This is a genomic window from Planctomycetota bacterium (genome assembly GCA_033763975.1).
Taxonomy (GTDB): Bacteria; Planctomycetota; Phycisphaerae; order Phycisphaerales; family UBA1924; genus RI-211.
Map to the genome: position 1 here is coordinate 162,480 of JANRJM010000002.1, position 17,494 is coordinate 179,973.

Annotated in this window: 17 protein-coding genes and 1 tRNA gene; 8 read left to right on the forward strand and 10 right to left on the reverse strand. The window is 73.1% G+C overall.

What is annotated here, in order from left to right; all coding sequences use genetic code 11:
- Window positions 1–32: 32 nt before the first annotated feature.
- From SFY69_01935 to SFY69_01950, 4 genes are all read right to left on the reverse strand, one after another.
- Window positions 33–106: transfer RNA gene (locus SFY69_01935), tRNA-Arg, on the reverse strand.
- A gap of 117 nt (window positions 107–223) precedes the next feature.
- Entirely contained in the window at window positions 224–1,084 is an 861-nt protein-coding gene (locus SFY69_01940) for a hypothetical protein (GenBank protein MDX2130797.1), read from the reverse strand.
- Window positions 1,081–1,509: a heavy metal-associated domain-containing protein gene (locus SFY69_01945; GenBank protein ID MDX2130798.1), complete on the reverse strand. Its 429-nt coding sequence runs from the start codon at window positions 1,507–1,509 to the stop codon at window positions 1,081–1,083. The genes SFY69_01940 and SFY69_01945 overlap by 4 nt, the downstream gene beginning before the upstream one ends.
- Window positions 1,510–1,636: 127 nt before the next feature.
- Entirely contained in the window at window positions 1,637–2,077 is a 441-nt protein-coding gene (locus tag SFY69_01950; protein MDX2130799.1) for a hypothetical protein, read from the reverse strand.
- 64 nt (window positions 2,078–2,141) lie between these two features.
- Here SFY69_01950 and SFY69_01955 point away from each other — a divergent pair, with 64 nt between their 5' ends.
- Window positions 2,142–2,948: a hypothetical protein gene (locus SFY69_01955; protein ID MDX2130800.1), complete on the forward strand. Its 807-nt coding sequence runs from the start codon at window positions 2,142–2,144 to the stop codon at window positions 2,946–2,948.
- A 21-nt stretch (window positions 2,949–2,969) separates the two neighbouring features.
- On the opposite strand, the gene SFY69_01960 is transcribed toward SFY69_01955, so the two are convergent.
- Entirely contained in the window at window positions 2,970–3,986 is a 1,017-nt protein-coding gene (locus SFY69_01960; protein ID MDX2130801.1) for a metallophosphoesterase, read from the reverse strand.
- A gap of 175 nt (window positions 3,987–4,161) precedes the next feature.
- On the opposite strand from SFY69_01960, the gene SFY69_01965 reads away from it, so the two are divergent.
- From SFY69_01965 to SFY69_01975, 3 genes are all read left to right on the forward strand, one after another.
- A complete protein-coding gene (locus SFY69_01965; protein ID MDX2130802.1) occupies window positions 4,162–5,796 on the forward strand; it encodes an alkaline phosphatase family protein in 1,635 nt (544 codons plus the stop codon).
- A 65-nt stretch (window positions 5,797–5,861) separates the two neighbouring features.
- Window positions 5,862–6,176, forward strand: a complete 315-nt coding sequence (locus SFY69_01970; GenBank protein ID MDX2130803.1) for a hypothetical protein — start codon at window positions 5,862–5,864, stop codon at window positions 6,174–6,176.
- A gap of 6 nt (window positions 6,177–6,182) precedes the next feature.
- Window positions 6,183–6,611, forward strand: a complete 429-nt coding sequence (locus SFY69_01975; protein ID MDX2130804.1) for a hypothetical protein — start codon at window positions 6,183–6,185, stop codon at window positions 6,609–6,611.
- 8 nt (window positions 6,612–6,619) lie between these two features.
- Here SFY69_01975 and SFY69_01980 read toward each other — a convergent pair whose 3' ends face one another.
- The 4 genes from SFY69_01980 to SFY69_01995 form a co-directional block, all read right to left on the reverse strand.
- Window positions 6,620–7,765, reverse strand: coding sequence for a mechanosensitive ion channel family protein (locus SFY69_01980; GenBank protein MDX2130805.1), 1,146 nt, complete (start codon window positions 7,763–7,765; stop codon window positions 6,620–6,622).
- Window positions 7,766–7,846: 81 nt separating this feature from the next.
- On the reverse strand, window positions 7,847–8,929 hold the full coding sequence (locus SFY69_01985; GenBank protein ID MDX2130806.1) for an N-acetylneuraminate synthase family protein: 1,083 nt from the start codon (window positions 8,927–8,929) through the stop codon (window positions 7,847–7,849).
- Complete coding sequence (locus SFY69_01990) at window positions 8,926–9,696, reverse strand: acylneuraminate cytidylyltransferase family protein (GenBank protein ID MDX2130807.1); 771 nt, start codon at window positions 9,694–9,696, stop codon at window positions 8,926–8,928. The genes SFY69_01985 and SFY69_01990 overlap by 4 nt, the downstream gene beginning before the upstream one ends.
- The gene (locus SFY69_01995; protein ID MDX2130808.1) at window positions 9,693–13,199 is read right to left on the reverse strand and encodes a 6-hydroxymethylpterin diphosphokinase MptE-like protein; all 3,507 of its coding nucleotides are present in this window, start codon (window positions 13,197–13,199) and stop codon (window positions 9,693–9,695) included. Before SFY69_01995 ends, SFY69_01990 begins: the two co-directional genes overlap by 4 nt.
- A 91-nt stretch (window positions 13,200–13,290) precedes the next feature.
- On the opposite strand from SFY69_01995, the gene SFY69_02000 reads away from it, so the two are divergent.
- Entirely contained in the window at window positions 13,291–13,971 is a 681-nt protein-coding gene (locus tag SFY69_02000; protein ID MDX2130809.1) for a nuclear transport factor 2 family protein, read from the forward strand.
- A 23-nt stretch (window positions 13,972–13,994) separates the two neighbouring features.
- Window positions 13,995–15,308: a glycosyltransferase gene (locus SFY69_02005; protein MDX2130810.1), complete on the forward strand. Its 1,314-nt coding sequence runs from the start codon at window positions 13,995–13,997 to the stop codon at window positions 15,306–15,308.
- 153 nt (window positions 15,309–15,461) lie between these two features.
- Here SFY69_02005 and SFY69_02010 read toward each other — a convergent pair whose 3' ends face one another.
- Complete coding sequence (locus SFY69_02010) at window positions 15,462–15,812, reverse strand: DciA family protein (GenBank protein ID MDX2130811.1); 351 nt, start codon at window positions 15,810–15,812, stop codon at window positions 15,462–15,464.
- A gap of 103 nt (window positions 15,813–15,915) precedes the next feature.
- On the opposite strand from SFY69_02010, the gene SFY69_02015 reads away from it, so the two are divergent.
- Both SFY69_02015 and SFY69_02020 read left to right on the forward strand, forming a co-directional pair.
- Window positions 15,916–16,887, forward strand: a complete 972-nt coding sequence (locus SFY69_02015; protein ID MDX2130812.1) for a GDP-L-fucose synthase — start codon at window positions 15,916–15,918, stop codon at window positions 16,885–16,887.
- Window positions 16,888–16,979: 92 nt separating this feature from the next.
- Window positions 16,980–17,459 carry a prepilin-type N-terminal cleavage/methylation domain-containing protein gene (locus tag SFY69_02020; protein MDX2130813.1) on the forward strand — a complete coding sequence of 160 codons (480 nt, stop codon included), beginning with the start codon at window positions 16,980–16,982 and terminating at the stop codon, window positions 17,457–17,459.
- Window positions 17,460–17,494: the final 35 nt, after the last annotated feature.

The window sequence follows — 17,494 nt, forward strand, 5'->3', positions numbered from 1 at the left end:
CGCCGCGCCGCACCCGGCCCGCGCCCCACTAACGACCCCGGCAGGATTCGAACCTGCGACCCCCGCGTTCGAAGCACGGTGCTCTATCCAACTGAGCTACAGGGCCTGGACAAAGAGCGTACGCGCGCCGCCCCGGCGCTTCGGCACGCCGCGGCTTCCCAACTCCCGCACTTTGGGTACTTCCGCACTCCGGAACTTCGGAACTCCTGCACTCCGGAACTTCCTAGAAGATGAACCGCACCCCCACGCCGACGGCGAAGTCGAGCTCGGCACGCTCGTCCAGCTCGTTCCACAGCGGGAACTGCGCCATGAGCTCGAACGCGAAGTCGCGCCCCTCGTACATCAGCCCGGGCGACCAGCGCAGCTCCACGTCGCCGTTGGTCTCGTAGATGCCGTTCACCTCCGCCGTCACGTACCACGCCCCGCGTGAGTCCGCCGTGAACCGCGTCGGAAAGATCCGGTACAGGTACGCGCTGTTGAACAGCAGCGCGTCGTCCGGGCCCTCGCCCCCGTAGTTGTCCGCGGCGCTCCCGTCGGTGTTCAGGTGGTAGATGAGGTCCTGGTTGAACCCGTGGCGCCCGCGCACCATCGTCACCACGCCGCCCACGAACGGGTGCGCCTGGAACGTGTCCTCGAACGCAAACTCCACGCCCCCGAACACCGCCGCCCGCACGGTGTTGATCCCGCCCGTGTCGCGCTGGTACACCCGCCACTTCGCCCACACCGACAGGTCGTCCACCCCGAAGCTCGACTCATCGCCCGCCGCGTCGCGCTCCTCGGTGTGCGTGAGGGGCACGTCGAGATAGACCGCCCACCCGCGGTCCACCCCGTACGCGATGCTCGTCATCGCCTCGAGCCTCGTGGTCTCGTCCACGCCCGACGCCGGGTTCGTGCCGTACTCGTACCAGTGGAACTGCTCGCGCAGCACGATCGTTCCCGGCGCGGGCATCGTCGCGGCGTGCGTGTACATCGCCTCCTGTGCGCGCGCGTCGACCGCGCCCAGCAGCCCGCCCGCGCACGCGGCGCCGAGCACCAGTCCCCGCGCCGCGGCTCCCCGCCGCGGGGCGCTGACGCCCCCGCTCATTGCGGCACCACCTTCACCAGCGTGAACCCCGCGTCCGCCACCCACTCCCGAAGGTCGTAGGGCGAGGGCTTCGCTCTCCCACCTTCAAATCCCACCAGCACCGTCCCCGCCCCCAGATCGATCACCGCGGTCGAGATCGACCGCTTGCGCGCCAGCAGCCGGTCGATGTTCGTCGCGCACAGCGGGCACCCCATGCCGTTCACGTAGAGCAGCGCCCCGTCCGAGGACAGGGGCTCCTTCGACTCCACCGCGCGCACGTCCGCCTCGGTCACCTGATGGAAGACCGGGTTCTCCTCCGTCGCCCCCTCGCCCCCCGATGCGCCGCCCGTCGACGCGCACCCGAGGCACATCCACCCGACCGCGCCCGCCATCACCATCGCCACCACCCGCGCGGCGTTCGCCGCGTGAACACGCGAGATACCCATGACAATCGCTCCTTCCGCCGCGAACCAGTCGCGGCGTTCATCAACCCGACCTGTGACTGTCAATGTCGAACACCAGGACGCCTCTGCCCGGCCCGCGCGCAGTGCCCGCGCGCCGCCGCCCGCGCCGCTATGTCCGCCAGACGCACAGCCGGTGGGAAGATTCCAGGCCCATCAGCCCCGGGCACACCGCCCGGCGCGCCCAGCCCGCACCGGGACCGCTCGCCTCGGGCAGCGCCATCGCCACGCCCACCGCAGCGGGGAACAGCCTCGCCACCGGCTCGCCCCCCGACGCCGGGGCCTGGCTGCGCACCGGGTGACGCGGCCCGGTCGGACACCGGCACCCGCACCGGTCGTTCTCCGCCTCCGCCCTGGCCTGGCCCGCGCGGCCGACGCCCGAGCATCCGTCCCCGCTGAGCGGGCAGCAGCAACAGCACGACGACCCCGACGGGGCCTCGCCCGCGCACACGCCGCCCGGTTCGTGCCCCGTCCCGCGGCCCGTTCCCACCCCACCCCAGAGCGCGGACGCCCCCGCGAACACCAGCACCAGGATCGCGACGAGCACGCGCATCCCGGCATTGTGCGCCCCGGCGTCGCACCGGTCAACCCGCCGCCACACCCGATATCCTCCGCCCGTGGACGTTCCATCGACGCCCCCGGACGGGCCAACCACGCCCCCGCTCCCCGCCCCGACGGGCCAGGTCGTGTGCCGTCGCTGCGGCTTCAGCCTCGCCGGGCTGCACCCCACCCTCCCGTGCCCCGAGTGCGCCCTGCCGATCGAACGCTCGCTCCGCGGGGCGCGCCTCGCCGACGCGTCGCCCGAGTACCTCGCCTGGACGTCGCGCGGCGCGCTGCTCGTCTTCTGGGCGGGGATCGCCGTGTTCTTCGTCGTCGTCGCCGAGCTCTCCATCCTCATCTCGCGCGAGTTCGACGCCACGTTCCCCCGCTGGGTGGACTTTGCCGGCGCAATCGTCGACATCTCGCTCGACATCCTGAACATCATCGGCTGGTGGTGGCTGAGCGCGCCCGACCCCGCGTACGAACACTCCGAGCCCGCCACCGGCCTGCGCCGCTTCCTGCGCGCCACGCTCGGCGCGCTCCTGCTCGTCAGCATCTTCGACATCGTCCGGACAACCAGCCCCACGAGCTTCGACCCGGCGTTCGAGGACATCAGCGAGATCGCCTGGTTCGTCTTCGGGGCCGTCTCCTACTTCCCCTCCATGCTCTACCTCAAGCGCCTCGCGCTGCGCGTCCCCGACGAGCGTCTCGCCCGCCTGTGCGCCCGCATGGTCTGGCTGGGCCCGCTGCTCATGACGGTCGGCATCATCGTGCTGTTCCTCGGGCCCGTCGCCGCCCTCATCATCATGCTCGTGGTGCAGTGGCGCATCTACCGGCACCTGCGCGCCGCGCTGCTCGAGGCCCGCGCCGCCACGCCCGCCTAGCCGCCCGGAACACCCCCGCGATCAGTCCTTGTCGGCCGCCGTCCACCCGTACGTCACGTACCGGTTCTCGAACGAGCCGTCGTCGTACAGGTCGACCAGCCCGTAGCCCGGCTCGCACTCCTGGTACGGGCCCTTCCACCACCCGCCGCTCACTGCGCCGTTGCAGAAGTACGTCACGCCCAGGTAGTCCACGCGGTCCACCAGGTGGATGTGCCCGCTCAGGCACACCTTGACGTTCGGGTGCTTCCGGAAGAGGTCCTTGATGCGGCGCGCGTCCGTATGCATCCACGCGCCGGGGATCTTCCAGTCCCCGCTCGTCTCATTGTCGCCGTCGAACATCGCGCACGCGCAGATGATCGGGATGTGCGAGAGCACCAGCACCGGCGTGCCCGCGGGCGTGTCGCGCAGCGTCGTCTCCAGCCACGCGAACTGCTCGTCGTCCAGGCGTGCCGTGTACGAGTGCCCGCTCGTGTCCGGGAAGGTGCTGTCGAGCAGCACGAACCGCCACCCGTTCCTGTCGAAGTGCCGGTACGGCGCGGGCAGCCCGTACGCGTCCAGCGCCCACTTCTTGCCCCACAGCGCCTCGCTCCCGGTGGTCTTGCTCTTGTCCTTCTTCCAGCCCCACACGTCGTGGTTGCCGACGCACGACTCCACCGGCGCCGAGCACTCGCTCGACAGCACGCTCGTCCAGGCCTTGCGCAGCACGTCCCCGCGCTCGCGCGTGTTGCCCATCACGTCCATCACGTTGTCGCCGCCTGCCAGCACCAGGTCGATCGTCCCGTGCGACGACTGCGCGTGGCGCAGGCACGCCGCCATTCCCTCCATGCCCTTGCGCTCCGGCTGCACGTGCGTGTCCGTCAGGTGCGCGATCCGCAGCACCCGCCGACGCTCCGCCCCGCGCGGCACGATCGCCCGGGCCACCCCGGGCAGGCCCATCGCCCCCAAACCCGCGGCCAGCCCCGCCACGCCCAGGCCCGCCATCCCCATCCCCGCGAGAACTTCCCGACGCGTCGCGCCCGCCTGTGCCGTGGTGTTCATGCGCGCCGGTGTACCGGCGCCCCGCGCCCGACGCAACCGCCCGACGCCCGCACGACCGCCCGTGCGCGCAGAATTGAGGACATCTTCACATTCCGGGCCGCCCCGTCGCGCTCCCGCAGGTATCGTGGACACCGTCTCCCACCCCGCGAGTTCACCGAACACCCGGACCCACGCCATGCGCACCGCCAACCGCCTCGCCGTCCTCGCCGCCCCGCTCCTGCTCGCCGCCACGAGCACGCACGCCGAGCCCGCCGCGCCGGGCGTGACGCACGTGCTGGTCATCGGCATCGACGGCCTGTCGCCCGAGGGCATCGAGATCTCCGACACGCCCCACATGCGCCAACTCATCCGCGCCGGCTCGTGGACCATCAACGCCCGCGCCGTCCTGCCCACCTCCAGCGGCGCGAACTGGGCGTCGATGATCACCGGCGCCACCCCGCCCCAGCACGGCGTCACGAGCAACGAGTGGGCGCACGACGCCCGCACGATCGAGCCCGCCGACGTCGGGCCCGAGGGCATCTTCCCGACGATCTTCGGGCGCGTGAAGGCCGCCCACCCCGACGCCCGCATCGCCGCCATCTACGAGTGGGGCGGGTTCTCGCCCCTGTGCGAGAAGAAGCCGCTCACGCTCGACCGGCACTGCTCCTCGCCCGAGCAGGTCGCCGACACCGCCCTCGCGTGGTTCGCCGAAGGCGCGCCGACGCTGACCTTCCTGCACCTGGACCACGTGGACATCACCGGGCACGAGCAGGGCTGGTCGAGCGCGCCGTACATCCAGGCCGTCGAACGCGCCGACGCCATCATCGGACGCCTCATCTCGGGCCTGCGCACGCACAACCTGCTGGAGTCCACGGCCATCATCGTCACGTCGGACCACGGCGGGATCGGCAACGGGCACGGCGGCGAGAGCATGGCCGAACTCGAGATCCCCTGGATCATCAGCGGGCCGGGGATCGCCCAGGGCCGGCGGATCCTCGCGCCGGTGAACACCGAGGACACCGCGGCGACCGTCGCGATGCTGCTGGGCTCGACGCTGACGCCCGCCGCCACGGGCCGCCCCGTGAAGGCCGCCCTCGCGTCGTACCAGGGCCCGGACGTCGTCGCGTCCCCGCTCGTCCAGCGTCCCAAGCTGGGCCTCCCGCCCGGGCTGCACACCACCGGCACCATCACCATCCCGCTCTCGACGCGCGACGCGGACGTGGAGATCCGCTACACGACGGACGGCACGCCCGTGACGCACCAGTCGCCTCTTTACGCCGCCCCCGTCTCGCTGTCGAAGAACGGCACGCTGCGCGCCCGCGCGTACGCGAAGGGCGGCGAGAGCGCCGAGGCGATCGGCACGTACCGCGTGATCGCGCCCGACGCGCCCGGCGGCGTGCGGTTCGAGCGCTGCGCCTTCCCCGCCACGCTCGGCGAACTCCGCTCGATCCCGGACTTCTCGCGCCTCACGCCCGCCGAGACCGGCGTCGTGCCCGAGATCATGCTCACCGAGGTTCTCCGCCGCCCCGTGGTCGCCGCCGCTCGATTCCGCGGGCAGATCACCATCCCCGAGTCCGGCACGTGGACGTTCGGGGTCTCGTCCGACGACGGCGTGCGCGTCTCGGTCCGCGGGCAGGTCGTGTGCGAGGACGAAGGCCGCCACGGCCCGCGCCTGCGCAGCGGCAAGACCACCCTCGCCGCCGGCACGTACGACATCGTCGTCGAATGGTTCAACGGCGGGGGCGGGGCGGCCCTGGATGTCTACTGGGCCGGCCCGGGCGTGCCCTTCCAGATCATCCCCACCGCCGCCCTCACCCCGCCCAAGGACTGACCGCCGCACGCGCGGCCCGCGCGGCCCCCCGAACCCGCGGGCCACCGCGCCAGTACGATCTTCGCGTGATCCGCGTCACGACCATCCGCACGTGGTCCGGCGGCCCCGGCTCGCCGGGTCCGAACGGCCCGCGCCCGTCGAGGTCGTCGCGTCTCGCGGCCACCGTGCTCCTGTCGCTCTTCGCGGGCGCGCTCCTGCTGCTCCTTCTGCCGCTCGTGCTGATCGCGCTGGTCGTGGGCGGGGTGTTCGTCGCGGGCGCGTATCTCGCGGGCGTGCTGATGCGCCCGCGCGTGGCCGGGCCCGCGCCCGTGCCGCGACACGACGGCGAGGGGCGCGAGAACGTCCGCGTCCTGACGCCCCGCGCGGACGCCGGGGAGTAGCCGCCCGTGCCGCGCTGCCCGACCTGCGACTACGACCTGTCAGGGCTGCTGAACGAGCAGACGGGCATCGCCGTGTGCCCGGAGTGCAACGCGGCGTGGTCCGACACGCTCGAGAAGGGCCTGGTCGCGTGGCCCGGGTGGGGAGCGCTGCTGCTCCGCGCCACGATCATCCCCGGCGCGTTCTGGGCGCTCACGCTCATCCTGCACGGGATCGGCTCGGCGTCCGGCCCGTCGATGTGGCGGACCGCCGCGTGGGCCCTGACGTTCACGCCCTTCCTGGCCGGCTGCGTGGCGTCCATCTTCCTCGCGCGTCACTATGTGCAGGCCCCGCGCGTGCGCCGCCCGCACGGGGGGCTCATCTTCGGCGTCTGCATCGGCGTCGTCGTCTCGCTCGAAGCGATGGGCCTGCTGCTCGTGCGCCTCATCGCGATCTAGCGGGCGCCTCAGCCCATGCGGGGCAGGCTCGCGACGTGCAGCGTCTGCGTCGGGAAGGCGAAGTTCACCCGCATCTCGCCCAGGCGCCGGACGAGCTCGAGGTTGATCGCCTGCTGCATGTCCATGTACTTGTTGTAGTCGGGATCGAGCATCCAGTACACGACCTCGTAGTCGAGCGACGACGCGCCGAAGCCCTGGAAGTGCGCCCGGTCGAAGCGCACGCCCGACTGCGCCGAGATGATCTCGCGCACGGCGCGCGAGATCGCCTCGAGCGTCTCGGGGGGCGTCCCGTACTCGACCCCGAACTTGAACACCACCCGGCGCTCGCGCATGCGCTTGTAGTTCTGGATGCGGCTGCTCAGCAGGTCGGTGTTCGTGAAGATGAGCTGCTCGCCCGAGAGCGCGCGCACGCGCGTCGTCTTGATCCCGATCTCTTCGACCGTGCCCATCTGCTGCCCGACGATGATGAAATCGCCCACCTCGAAGGGCTTGTCGAACGTGATCGACAGCGACCCGAAGACGTCGCCCAGGATGCTCTGCGTCGCGAGCGCCACCGCCAGCCCGCCGATGCCCAGCCCCGCGACCAAGGCCGTGACGTTCACCCCGAGGTTGTCGAGCGCCAGCAGCGTGATGACCGAGTACACCGCGAGCAGCACCAGGAACCGCACGGCGGCCATCGACGCCTTCACCTGGCGCTCGCCGACGTCCACGCCCTCGCCCGCGCGCCGGCGCATGAACCACACCAGCCCCCAGTCCACCGCCGCCGTCGCCCAGATCACCGCCTGCACGCCCACCAGCAGCACCACCAGCGCCTCGGCCCCCTCCTGCGCGATGCCCGACAGCTCCAGCCCCAGCACGCCCACCCGCACCGAGATCGCCAGCACGAGCGTGATGCTCGTGCGCACCGCGATCTGGCGCAGCAGCTCCCACACGGGCGAGAACTTCCGCTCGGCGGCCTTGCGCGCCCGCGCCACGAGCACGCCCCGCACCACCAGCAGCACCAGGAACATGCCCGCCGCGACCAGCCCCGCGACGAGCCATGCCGCCGCCGTGTTCCCCAGGAACGTGCGCGCTGTCAGCACCGGCGCCACGTCGCCCAGCACCTCCGCCGCATGCTCGTACAGGCCCGTCACATCCGCCGTCGCGCCGCTCATGCCACATCTCCCCGGCGCCGCCGTGCGCGGCGTGCGTCCGCCCCTCGCGGGTCTTTCATCCTTGCCGCCCCGTTCGCTCGATCAAGCCCCGGGGCGGGGCCCCGCGACGGGCGCCAGGTCGTCGGGAGAAAGGGGCGTGTCGGCGTCGACGTCGCGCGCCAGCGAGCGCCCGATGGTGCCCCGCAGGTCGCGCGCGGGCACGCCCGTACCGGGGCGCTTCACCGTGAGGTCCGCGCCGGTCAGCACGTGCCCGGCGCGCAGCGCCCGCGTCGTCGTCAGGCTCTGGCGCGACACACGCCGCACGTCCTCCTCGCACACCAGCACGCGCTTGCGTGCCGGCTGCAGCTCGATCGTGTCCGAGGGCCCGTCGCCGCCGCGCCGCCGCGCCGCCGCGCAGTACGCGCCGAACGCCTCGGGTTCCAGCGATGCGCGGTGATCGGGCCCGGGCGCGCGCCGGTCGTAGGTCATGTGCTTCTCGAGCACGCACGCCCCGTGCGCCACCGCCGCCAGCGCGCTCTCGCCCGCGTCGGGCGTGTGGTCGCTGTACCCGGTCGGCAGCCCCAGCGCTTCGCGCAGCGCGAGCACCCCGCCGAACTCCGCGTCCTCGAAGCGCGTGGGGTAGCTGCTCACGCACTGCATCACCGCGAGGCGGCCCGACGCGTCGGCCAGCCACGACACGCCCTCGCGCACCTCCTCGAGCGTGCTCGCCCCGGTGCTCACCACCAGCGGGCGCCCGGTCGAGGCGAGCGCTTCGAGCAGCGGGCGGTTCACGATGTCCGGGCTCGCGCTCTTGAACGCGTCCCAGGCGATCGCCGCCGTCGGCGCCACGTGCTCGACGCTGAACACGCTCACGATCGCGTGCACGCCTAGCCGGTGCGCCTCCGCGGCGCACGCCGCCAGATCGTCGAGCGAGAGTTCCAGCCGGCGCAGCATCTCCAGCGGGTCGGTCTCGCCGGCGGCTCGCTGGTACGCCGCCAGTTTCGCGGCCTTGCTCATCAGCCGGTCGGCCTCGAAGTACTGGAACTTCACCGCGTCGGCCCCGGCCTTTGCCGCCAGCCGCGTCAGCTCCACCGCGCGCGCCGCGTCCCCGTCGTGATTGACGCCGATCTCGGCGATCACGTACACGGGCGCGCCAGTCCCGATCTCGCGGTCGCCGATCCTCACGCCCGCCCCCGCAGCAGCGCGTCGGCCACCAGCACGTCCACTTCCGCGTCGATGTCCACCACGCTCCCCTCCTCGTTCACGATGCCACGCCGATCGACCCCGAAGAACGCGTGCGGCCCGGGCGGCGCGCCCGCCCCGAGCATCAGCGCACGCCACGTCAGCGCGATCACCCCGCCGTCGGGCACGAACGCGGGCGGCAGGTCTTGGCGGCGGAACACGCCGTGGTTCAGCACGTCGCCCTCCCAGGGGCCCACGCGCCCGGCGTCATCCAGCCGCGCCGTCCACCACGGGTGGTGCTTGCCCACGCGCTGGTAGCTCTGCACGCTGTCGCACCCGCTGGCGTCGAGCAGCGCGAGCGCGCGATCCGTGAGTTCGGGCGGACGCACCGGCACGTTCGCGTAGAGGATCGCGAGCGGCGTGCTCTGCGTCACGCCGCGGCCTGTTTCCTCGTGCGCCTCGGCATGGGTGGCACAGGCGTCCGGCCTGTGCTCGCGCGCCCACGCCGCCGCGTGCCTCGCCGCGTCGTCGACCCGCGCCGTGTCGCTCGCCAGGTCGGCGGGGCGCTCCGCGACTTCCGCGCCCATCGACCGCGCCACGTCCATCGCGCGCGGGTCGTCGGTCGAGACGATGACCCGCGACACGCGGGCCGAACGCTGCGCGTGCAGGATCGTCCACGCGATGCAGGGCCTGCCCGCGACGTCGCGCACGTTCTTCCCGGGCACGCCCTTGCTGCCCGCGCGCGCGAGGATGATCGCCCATGCGCTCATGCCACGCCCCCGGCCTGCGCCAGCGCCGCGGCGTCGGCGTGCTCGTCCTCGCGCACGTCGACCGCCCGCACGACGCGCCGCGACCACGCGAGCCGTGCCGCGACGCTCGGCGGCAGGGGCAGCGGCTCGACGCGAGCGCCCGGCCTCGCCTCGCGGGGCGGCTCGATCACGCACGCGCCCGCGCCCAGCAGCCCCCGGTTGTAGAAGCTCTCCATCTCGTCGAGCACCTCGTCGCGCTTCTCGATCGCCGGCACCACCCACCACGGGCCGCCCTCGGCGCCTGCGTCGTCGCCCGGCGAGTCGCCCTCGCGGCGTTGCCTCGCACGCTCGCACAGCGACCGCACGCCCTCGCGCACCGCGTGCAGCCCCCGCTCGCCCGTCAGCGCCTCGTAGGTCTCCTCCGTGTCGGCCACGCCCTCGACCCACACGACGTCCGCCAGGCGCAGCGCGCGCCGGTCGGCGTGCCCCACGCCCGCCAGGCGCGTGCGCACGCACACGGCGCTCGCGCCGAACGCCCCCGCCGCGGCGGCGAACTCGGTGACGCCCGGCACTTCGAGCGCGTCGCAGCCCTCGCCCGCGAGCGTGACCGTCGGGTGATCGCCCGCGGCGATCTGCTCGCGCAGCGCCGCGAGCACGACCGGCCGGTTCATGGCGCGCGACATCGGCACCGTGATCGCTTCGGCGGGCCCTTCGGCGTGCAGCCCCGCCCGGCTTGTGGCGTCGACGATCGTCCGCGCGTCGGCGGCAACCCAGTCGATCCCCGCGAGCGCGCCCCGCAGGCGCTCGCGCTGGCGGGGCGTGTCGGGGATGAGCCGCACGAGCGCGTCGCGCAGCGCGGGCTCGACCTCCACGCACACGGGCTTGGAGATCGGGTCGGCCTGCGGGGCGATGGGGTGGTAGCCCAGGATCGCGCCGATGGTCGCGGCGCTCCCGCCGACGCGCGCCAGTTCCTCGACCAGCGGTCGCGCCAGCAGCACGCCGCACAGGCCGGGGGCGGCGGGCGCGAAGGTCATGGGGTGCGCGTCGGGGCGTTCGTCGTGGCGCTCGACGAGCGCATCGGTGAGCGCGGGGTCGGTGAGCGCCCAATCGGCCCCGAGCACGACGCCGGCGGTGGCGTCGAGGCGCGCCATCTCGCGCGCCATCGTGTGGGGCGCCAGGCACTCGTCCGCCGCGCTCAGGTTCCCCCGCCCGCCGCGCCACGCGGGGCGCGACCACGCCCGCCCGGCGCCCACCCACCCGGCGCGGGCGGCGTCGCGCGGGTCGGCGTGCGCGAACTCGAGACGCAGCCCGGCGGGGGGCGTGCCGGCCAGGCGGCGCGCCGTGTCGGTGTCGTCCGCGATCAGCGCCACGCCCGCCAGCCGCACGCACCGCGCGAGGCGCGCCAGCAGCAGGCGCAGCGGGTTCATCCCGGGCGCGAACTCCGCCGACAGATCGCGGGGCAGGCCCAGCCCGCTGCGCTGCGCATCCACCCGCACGAACGCCCAGGCCCGCGCCCGCTCGTGCCGCCCCCTGCCGGGGGTGCTGTCGTCCGCGCCGGGGGCGGGCGCCGCGGCGTGCTCGCGCGTCCGCAGCGGGCCACCCGCGAGCGCCACGAGCGCGTCGTCGAGCATGCCCGTCACCAGCCCGGCCGCGTCGCCCAGCCACTCGACGTTCTTGAGGTCGCGCTCGATCTCGCGCTTCTGGCGCGCGACGCCCGTCAGCCCTTCCGCGGCGATCGCGCGGTCCGCGCGGTATCGATTCAGTTGACCCGCCTGGTTCACGTGCTGCACGAGCCAGTGCGCCGGGCTCGCCGCGGCACGCGTGCCGATGTCGTGCACGCGCCCGATGAGCGCGTTGACGCGTGCCTGGTCGGCGTGGCGCTCCAGCATCTCGCGCAGCACGCCCGTCGCCTCGCGGGCCAGGTCGCCCACGCGCCCGCTCTCGCGGCGCAGCTCGCGCAGCCGCCCCGCGACGCGCTCCAGCCGCTCGGCGCGCGCGCGTGCATCCGCCACGCCCGGCGCCGGCAGCGCGAGCGCACCCGCCGGGCCGGCGCCGGCGTGCTGTTCCAAGGCTTCGGCGAGGGTCATGGTCGTCGTGTGGAGCTTGCGCACGCCCCCCTCGGTGGCGTCGATCACGCGGAGGCCCTTCGCCGCGTCGCGCCCGAAGTCACGCTCGAACTGCACGAGGTACGTCGACATCTGCTCGTCGGTGTAGATCGTCCGCCCGTGCACGTCCTCCGCCCGGCGCAGCAGGCTGCGCATCCGTGCGATCCGCTGCCACTCCAGCATCTCCAGCGTGTTGACCTCGCTGAGCTCGCCCCCCCACACGGCGTGGATCGCGGCCCCGGGCGCGTAGTACTGGCCGTCGCTGAACCCCAGGTCCTGCCCGATCAGCACCACCGGATCACACCCCAGGTGGCGCGCCAGGTAGTACGCCAGATGCGCGACCGTCGCGCCCGGCGGCAGGCGCCCCATGTCGCGCGCCAGCCCCGCCCCCAGGATCTGATCCAGCACCTCGTCGCCCGCGCAGCGGATCGCCCCCGGGAACGCCTGCAGGATCGCCGGGTTCGCCTTGGGCTCGGCCACCAGCGTCACGCCCTCGACTTCCGCCGGCGTCAGCCCCTCGTAGAACCGGCGGCTCATCTCGTGGTAGTCCAGCGCCGTCACGAAGTGCGGGCGGATGCCCCGGGCCAACAGCGTCTTCAGCACCGTCTGCACCGCGATGATCACCACCCGGTCGCGCACGCCAGGCCTGGCCAGCAGTTCCACGTTGCGGCGCAGGCTCGGCCCCGCCGCCACCACCACCGCCGCCCGGCCCGCCGCGGCCCCGGCGAGGTCCGCCACGCCCGGCCCGCCCGCGTACCACCGCAGGTTCTGCAGCAGGTTCCGCACCGTGACGTCGACCTGCACGAGCGTCGTGACGACGTTCGTGCGCACCGCCTTCATCACCTGCGTCAGGCTGGCCGAGAATCGCTCGCGCGACACGCCCAGGCGCGCCGCGCTCGCCGGGTGGGCCAGCAGCTTCAGCCCCGAGCCCACCACCGCTTCCATGCCCTGCAACGCCGAGGCGATCGCGCCGGTGTCGTGCTCGTCGGCCAGCAGCACGACGTTCCCGCGGAAGACGCCCGTGAAATCCTCGCGCGAGAGCACGGCCCGCAGCAACGCCGCGTCGGGCTCGAACACGATCACCGCGCCATGGCGCCCGTACCGCTCGGCGAGCGCCCGCACATGGTGCCCCAGCCCGAACCCCAGCACCGCCGTCGCCGCGTGCGCCACGACATCGACCTGGGCCGCGAGCTTCGCGCCCTCCTCGCGCGGGCCCCGGCGGCTGGCCAACTGACGCACCACCCCGGCCGCGTCGCGCACCCATCCGGTGAGCCCGGCGTCGGGCGCCATCTCCAGCGACGCGCTCCCCGCCGCCACCGCGTCGGGGGCGGCCCGCACCATCTCCGCGGCCCGGGCGCTCCGCGCGCCCAGCGCCCGCAGGTTCGCCTCCAGCACGCGATTGTCCGGCGCCTTCGTCACTCGTCCCCCTGGCGCGCCGTGCGCCCGATGCCCGCAACCTTCACCGATCGCAATCCTTACAATCGACCGGGGCGGCCCGCACCCTCAAATCATGACCACGCCACCCCTCCACACGACGCTCCCCGCAACGCTCGCGCAGGCCTCCAACCCGCTGATCGTGCAAGATCCCCCCGCGCTCCCGCGCGGGCCGCTGCTCGAGCGCGCCCTGCTCGAGAACCCCTGGCCGCTGCTGCTGCTGCTGCTCGCCGGCGCGTTCGCGTCGTGGTACATCCTCAACCAGCGGGGGCAACTGCGCCGGGCGAACATCGTCGCGCTGGCGCTGGCGGTGCTCGGCGCGGGCGTGTTCGTGCTGGCGCGCGCGGTGGAAACCCCGCGTGAGGCCGTCGCGTCGCGCACGCGGGCGCTGGTCGACGCTGTCGCCCGCGCGGATATCCCCGCGGCCCGGGAGATCCTCACGCCCGACGCGGTGATGTACTGGTGGGTGAATCCCGACGGGCTGCCCTTCGACCTGATCCTCGACCGCATCGAGTCGGACTTCAGCACGGGGGGTCGGTACCGCGTGGCCGAGCACACCGTGCTCGCGGTGCAGGCCTCGCTCGAATCTCCCGCCGCCGCCCGCGTGCAGGTGAAAGTCCGCGTCACCGCGGCCGACAGCCAGTTCCCCGTCATCTCCTGGTGGCGTCTCGACTACGTGCGCGACGGGAACGCCTGGCGGGTCGACGCCCTGCAGCCGATCGCCATCACCGGCATCCCCAACGCCTCCGGGCGATAGCCCCCGCGCACCGATACTCCCGTGTGCGCGTTCTCTGCTTCCTCCAGCCCGGCACGAACTCCCGCTCCATCTTCCAGGGGCTCATCCGGGGCTTCGCGCGCGCCGGGCACGAGCCGCTGGTGCTGGAACTCGAACCCCTCTTCAAGGCCCGGGCCCAGCCGGGGGCCGATCCGGCGCGCCTGGCGACGCTCGCCGCGGCCGAACTCGCGCGACTCTGCCGCGAACACCGGCCGGACGCCTCGATCGCCATGTGGGGCAACGCGCTCACGACGTTCGCGGGCTCGCTGCGCGAGGGCGTACCCGTGTCGGCCTTCGACATCCTCGACCTCCCGCACATCTGCTACTGGCTCGACGCCCCGCACTGGGCCTCGCAGAGCACCTGGCTCCCGTTCTTCCGCCACCCGATGCTCCGGGCCCCGCGCCTCACGCACGTCATCAACAACGCCGCCACCGCGCGCGAGATGACCGACATCCTGGGCTTCGGGCCCACGCACGCGCTTCCCTACGCCATCGACGACGAGACGTTCCGCCCCTTCCCCGAGCGCCGCGACCACGACCTGGCCGTGTCCGTCGGCCCGGGCGACCCGGACCCGACCCCCGCCGAACTTGCCGCGCTCGGCGACGACCAGCCGGACATGCCCGCGCTGCGGGCGGCCCGCGCCGCGCTCGCCCTTGCGCGCCTCGCGCGGGCCGGGGGCGTCGTCGGCGCGGCGATGCCCCTGCTCGAGCCGCTCGCCCGCGCACACGCCGCCTCGCCCGCCATGCCGCTGCTCGACCGCCTGCACGCCCTGGCGGCCCGCGACGAATCGCTCGCGCCCCTCGCCCGGGCGCTCGTCGGCGACCCGGCGGCGTTCGCCACCGCCGCCGCCATCATCCGCGAAAGCCGCGCCTTCGAGCGCGCCTTCACCGTCTGCTGGCTCGCCCGACGCTGCTCGGTGCTCGCCTTCGGCGCGATGTCGCCCGCGTGGCCCTTCGGCGGCACGCGCCTGGGCGAGGTGCCCTTCGAGGACATGCCCCGGCACTACTGCCGCGCCACCGCCGCGCTGAACGTCATGCGCTGGCAGGACGAGGTCGGGATCAACCTGAAGCCCTACGAGTCAGCCGCGGCTGGCGTGCCGTGCCTTATCGGCGAGCGCCTCGGCCTCGACGCGCACTTCGAACCCGGGCGCGAGATCCTGCCCTTCACCTCGCCGCCCCACGCGCTCGACCTGCTGCGGACGCTCCGCGACTCGCCCGCGGAACGCGAGGCTATCGCCGCCAACGCCCGGGCGCGCGTGCAACGCGACCACACCTGGCGGACCCGCGCGGAGCAACTGCTGGCGCTCGTGCACCGCTGAGCCCGCACGCCCCGATACCGCTTTACTCGATGCCTCGATGCCTCGATGCCGCGTGCCTTGATGCCTTCTTCTCTTCCGCCTCGCTTCGCGCCTTTTCCCTCCCTGTCTCGCTGTCTCGCTGTCTCGCTGTCGTGCTGTCTCGCTGTCTCGCCCCTACTTCCTGACCTCCATCTTCACCCGCCGCAGCGTCGTCGAGCATCGCGCGCGGAGGGCGTCGAGCCCGCCGCTGCGCAGCCAGACCTCGAGTTCGTACCGTGTCGCGGCGTCGCGCACGCGCACGCACAGGATGCCGCCGGGCGTGAGTTTCTCGACCCACGACGCGCTTTCGAGCGTCGGCGGCACGAGTTCGGCCCAGGCCCCGTCCATCCCGCCCCGCGCCCGGGCCGCCTTCACCAGGTCCTTGGTCAGCGCCTCGACGGTGGCCTTGAGCGAGCGGTCGACGGGCTTCGCCACCCGGAACTTCCGGAGCGTCTTGACCTGAGCCGCGGGGTCTTTGCCGATCACGCGCGATGCTACGCCGTGGGCGTCCCGCGGCCGCTGTCGCGAGACGGGGCCCGCCCCGTCGCCATCCACCCCGCCCCGGGCCCGTCCCCGTACCATCCCCGCCATGCCAACCGACCTCTCGTCCAAGCGGATCATCCTGACCGGCGGCGCCGGGTTTCTCGGGCGCCACGTCGTCGATCGCCTCCGCGCCCGGGGCGTGCCCGACGCCAACATCTTCATCCCCCGGCGCAAGCACTTCGACCTCACCGACATGGCCAGCGTGCAGTCGCTCTACCGCACCGCGTTCAAGGGGGCGAAGGCCGACGTCGTCATCCACCTCGCGGCCGAAGTCGGCGGCATCGGCGCCAACCGCGCCAACCCCGGGCGGTACTTCTACGCCAACATGGCCATGGCCCTGCACCTCATCGAGCAGGCGCGCCTCGACGGGCTCGTCGAGCGCGACGGACGCTTCATCCAGGTCGGCACCATCTGCGCTTACCCGAAGTTCACGCCCGTTCCGTTCAAGGAAGACGACCTCTGGAACGGCTACCCGGAAGAGACCAACGCGCCGTACGGCGTCGCCAAGAAGGCCGCGTGGCAGATGCTCGACGCGTACAAGCTCCAGTACGCCATGAAGTCGTCGTACGTGCTGCCCGTGAACCTCTACGGCCCGTACGACAACTTCGACCTCCACTCTTCGCACGTCATACCGGCGCTCATCCGCAAGTGCGTCGAGGCCCAGGCCCGGGGCGACAAGGAGATCGTCTGCTGGGGCACGGGGGCGGCCAGCCGCGAGTTCCTGTACGTCGACGACGCCGCCGAGGGCATCCTCCGGGCCGCCGAAGTCATGGACGACCCCACGCCCATCAACCTGGGCGCGGGCTTCGAGATCACGATCAAGAGCCTCGTCGAACTCATCGTGAAACTGACCGGGTTCGCCGGCAAGATCACCTGGGACCCGACCAAGCCCGATGGCCAGCCGCGGCGTCAACTCAGCGTCGACAAGGCCGCCGACCTCCTCGGCTGGCGGGCCGCCATGCCCTTCGAGGAAGGGCTGAAGCGGACGATCGAGTGGTACCGGTCGCACACGGCGTGACCTTCGCCGCGTGCGCGGGTCGCCCGGGCACGCGGCCCTCGCCGGGCCTTCGGTCGGATACAGCCCGAGGTCCCGGCGTCCGATGTCGGAGCGTGCGCCGACGTTCCGCCCACCCCGCGTTCACGCTCCTCGAGCTTGTGGTCGTCGTGGTCGTGCTCGGCCTCATCGTCGCCATCGCGATCCCCAGGGTGTCCCGGGGCGCCGAGAACGCGATGCTCCGACGGCTGCACGCGGACACGATCGCCCTGCAGACCGCGATCGACCTGTACGCCGCCGAGCACGACGGACGGTCTCCGGCCTTTGACCCGGACGGCAACATCGACACCGACCACGGTGCAATCGCCGCCAGGCTGACGGGCAGAACCGACGCCCGCGGCAACCTCACGCCCGCCGGCCGGTTCGGGTCGTACCTGCGTTCCGTCCCGCAGAACCCGTACACGGTGTGCCCGTCCATCCGGATCGACGGCACGACCACGCCGCAGGACTGCTCGTGGCGTCTGGACACCGCGAAGAACACGGTCCGGTCCGATCACACGAACAGCCCGCTCGACGATCTGCACAGCGGGCACTGATCCGTTCGGCTGCGCGCGAACTTCCTCCCCCGGGG

Bases quoted from the DNA above. Each gene is read 5' to 3' on its own strand.
- SFY69_01940 (MDX2130797.1), bottom strand. From the start codon at position 1,084: ATGAGCGGGGGCGTCAGCGCCCCGCGGCGGGGAGCCGCGGCGCGGGGA.
- SFY69_02015 (MDX2130812.1), top strand. From the start codon at position 15,916: ATGCCAACCGACCTCTCGTCCAAGCGGATCATCCTGACCGGCGGCGCC.
- SFY69_01945 (MDX2130798.1), bottom strand. From the start codon at position 1,509: ATGGGTATCTCGCGTGTTCACGCGGCGAACGCCGCGCGGGTGGTGGCG.
- SFY69_01960 (MDX2130801.1), bottom strand. From the start codon at position 3,986: ATGAACACCACGGCACAGGCGGGCGCGACGCGTCGGGAAGTTCTCGCG.
- SFY69_01980 (MDX2130805.1), bottom strand. From the start codon at position 7,765: ATGAGCGGCGCGACGGCGGATGTGACGGGCCTGTACGAGCATGCGGCG.
- SFY69_01950 (MDX2130799.1), bottom strand. From the start codon at position 2,077: ATGCGCGTGCTCGTCGCGATCCTGGTGCTGGTGTTCGCGGGGGCGTCC.
- SFY69_01990 (MDX2130807.1), bottom strand. From the start codon at position 9,696: ATGAGCGCATGGGCGATCATCCTCGCGCGCGCGGGCAGCAAGGGCGTG.
- SFY69_02000 (MDX2130809.1), top strand. From the start codon at position 13,291: ATGACCACGCCACCCCTCCACACGACGCTCCCCGCAACGCTCGCGCAG.
- SFY69_01965 (MDX2130802.1), top strand. From the start codon at position 4,162: ATGCGCACCGCCAACCGCCTCGCCGTCCTCGCCGCCCCGCTCCTGCTC.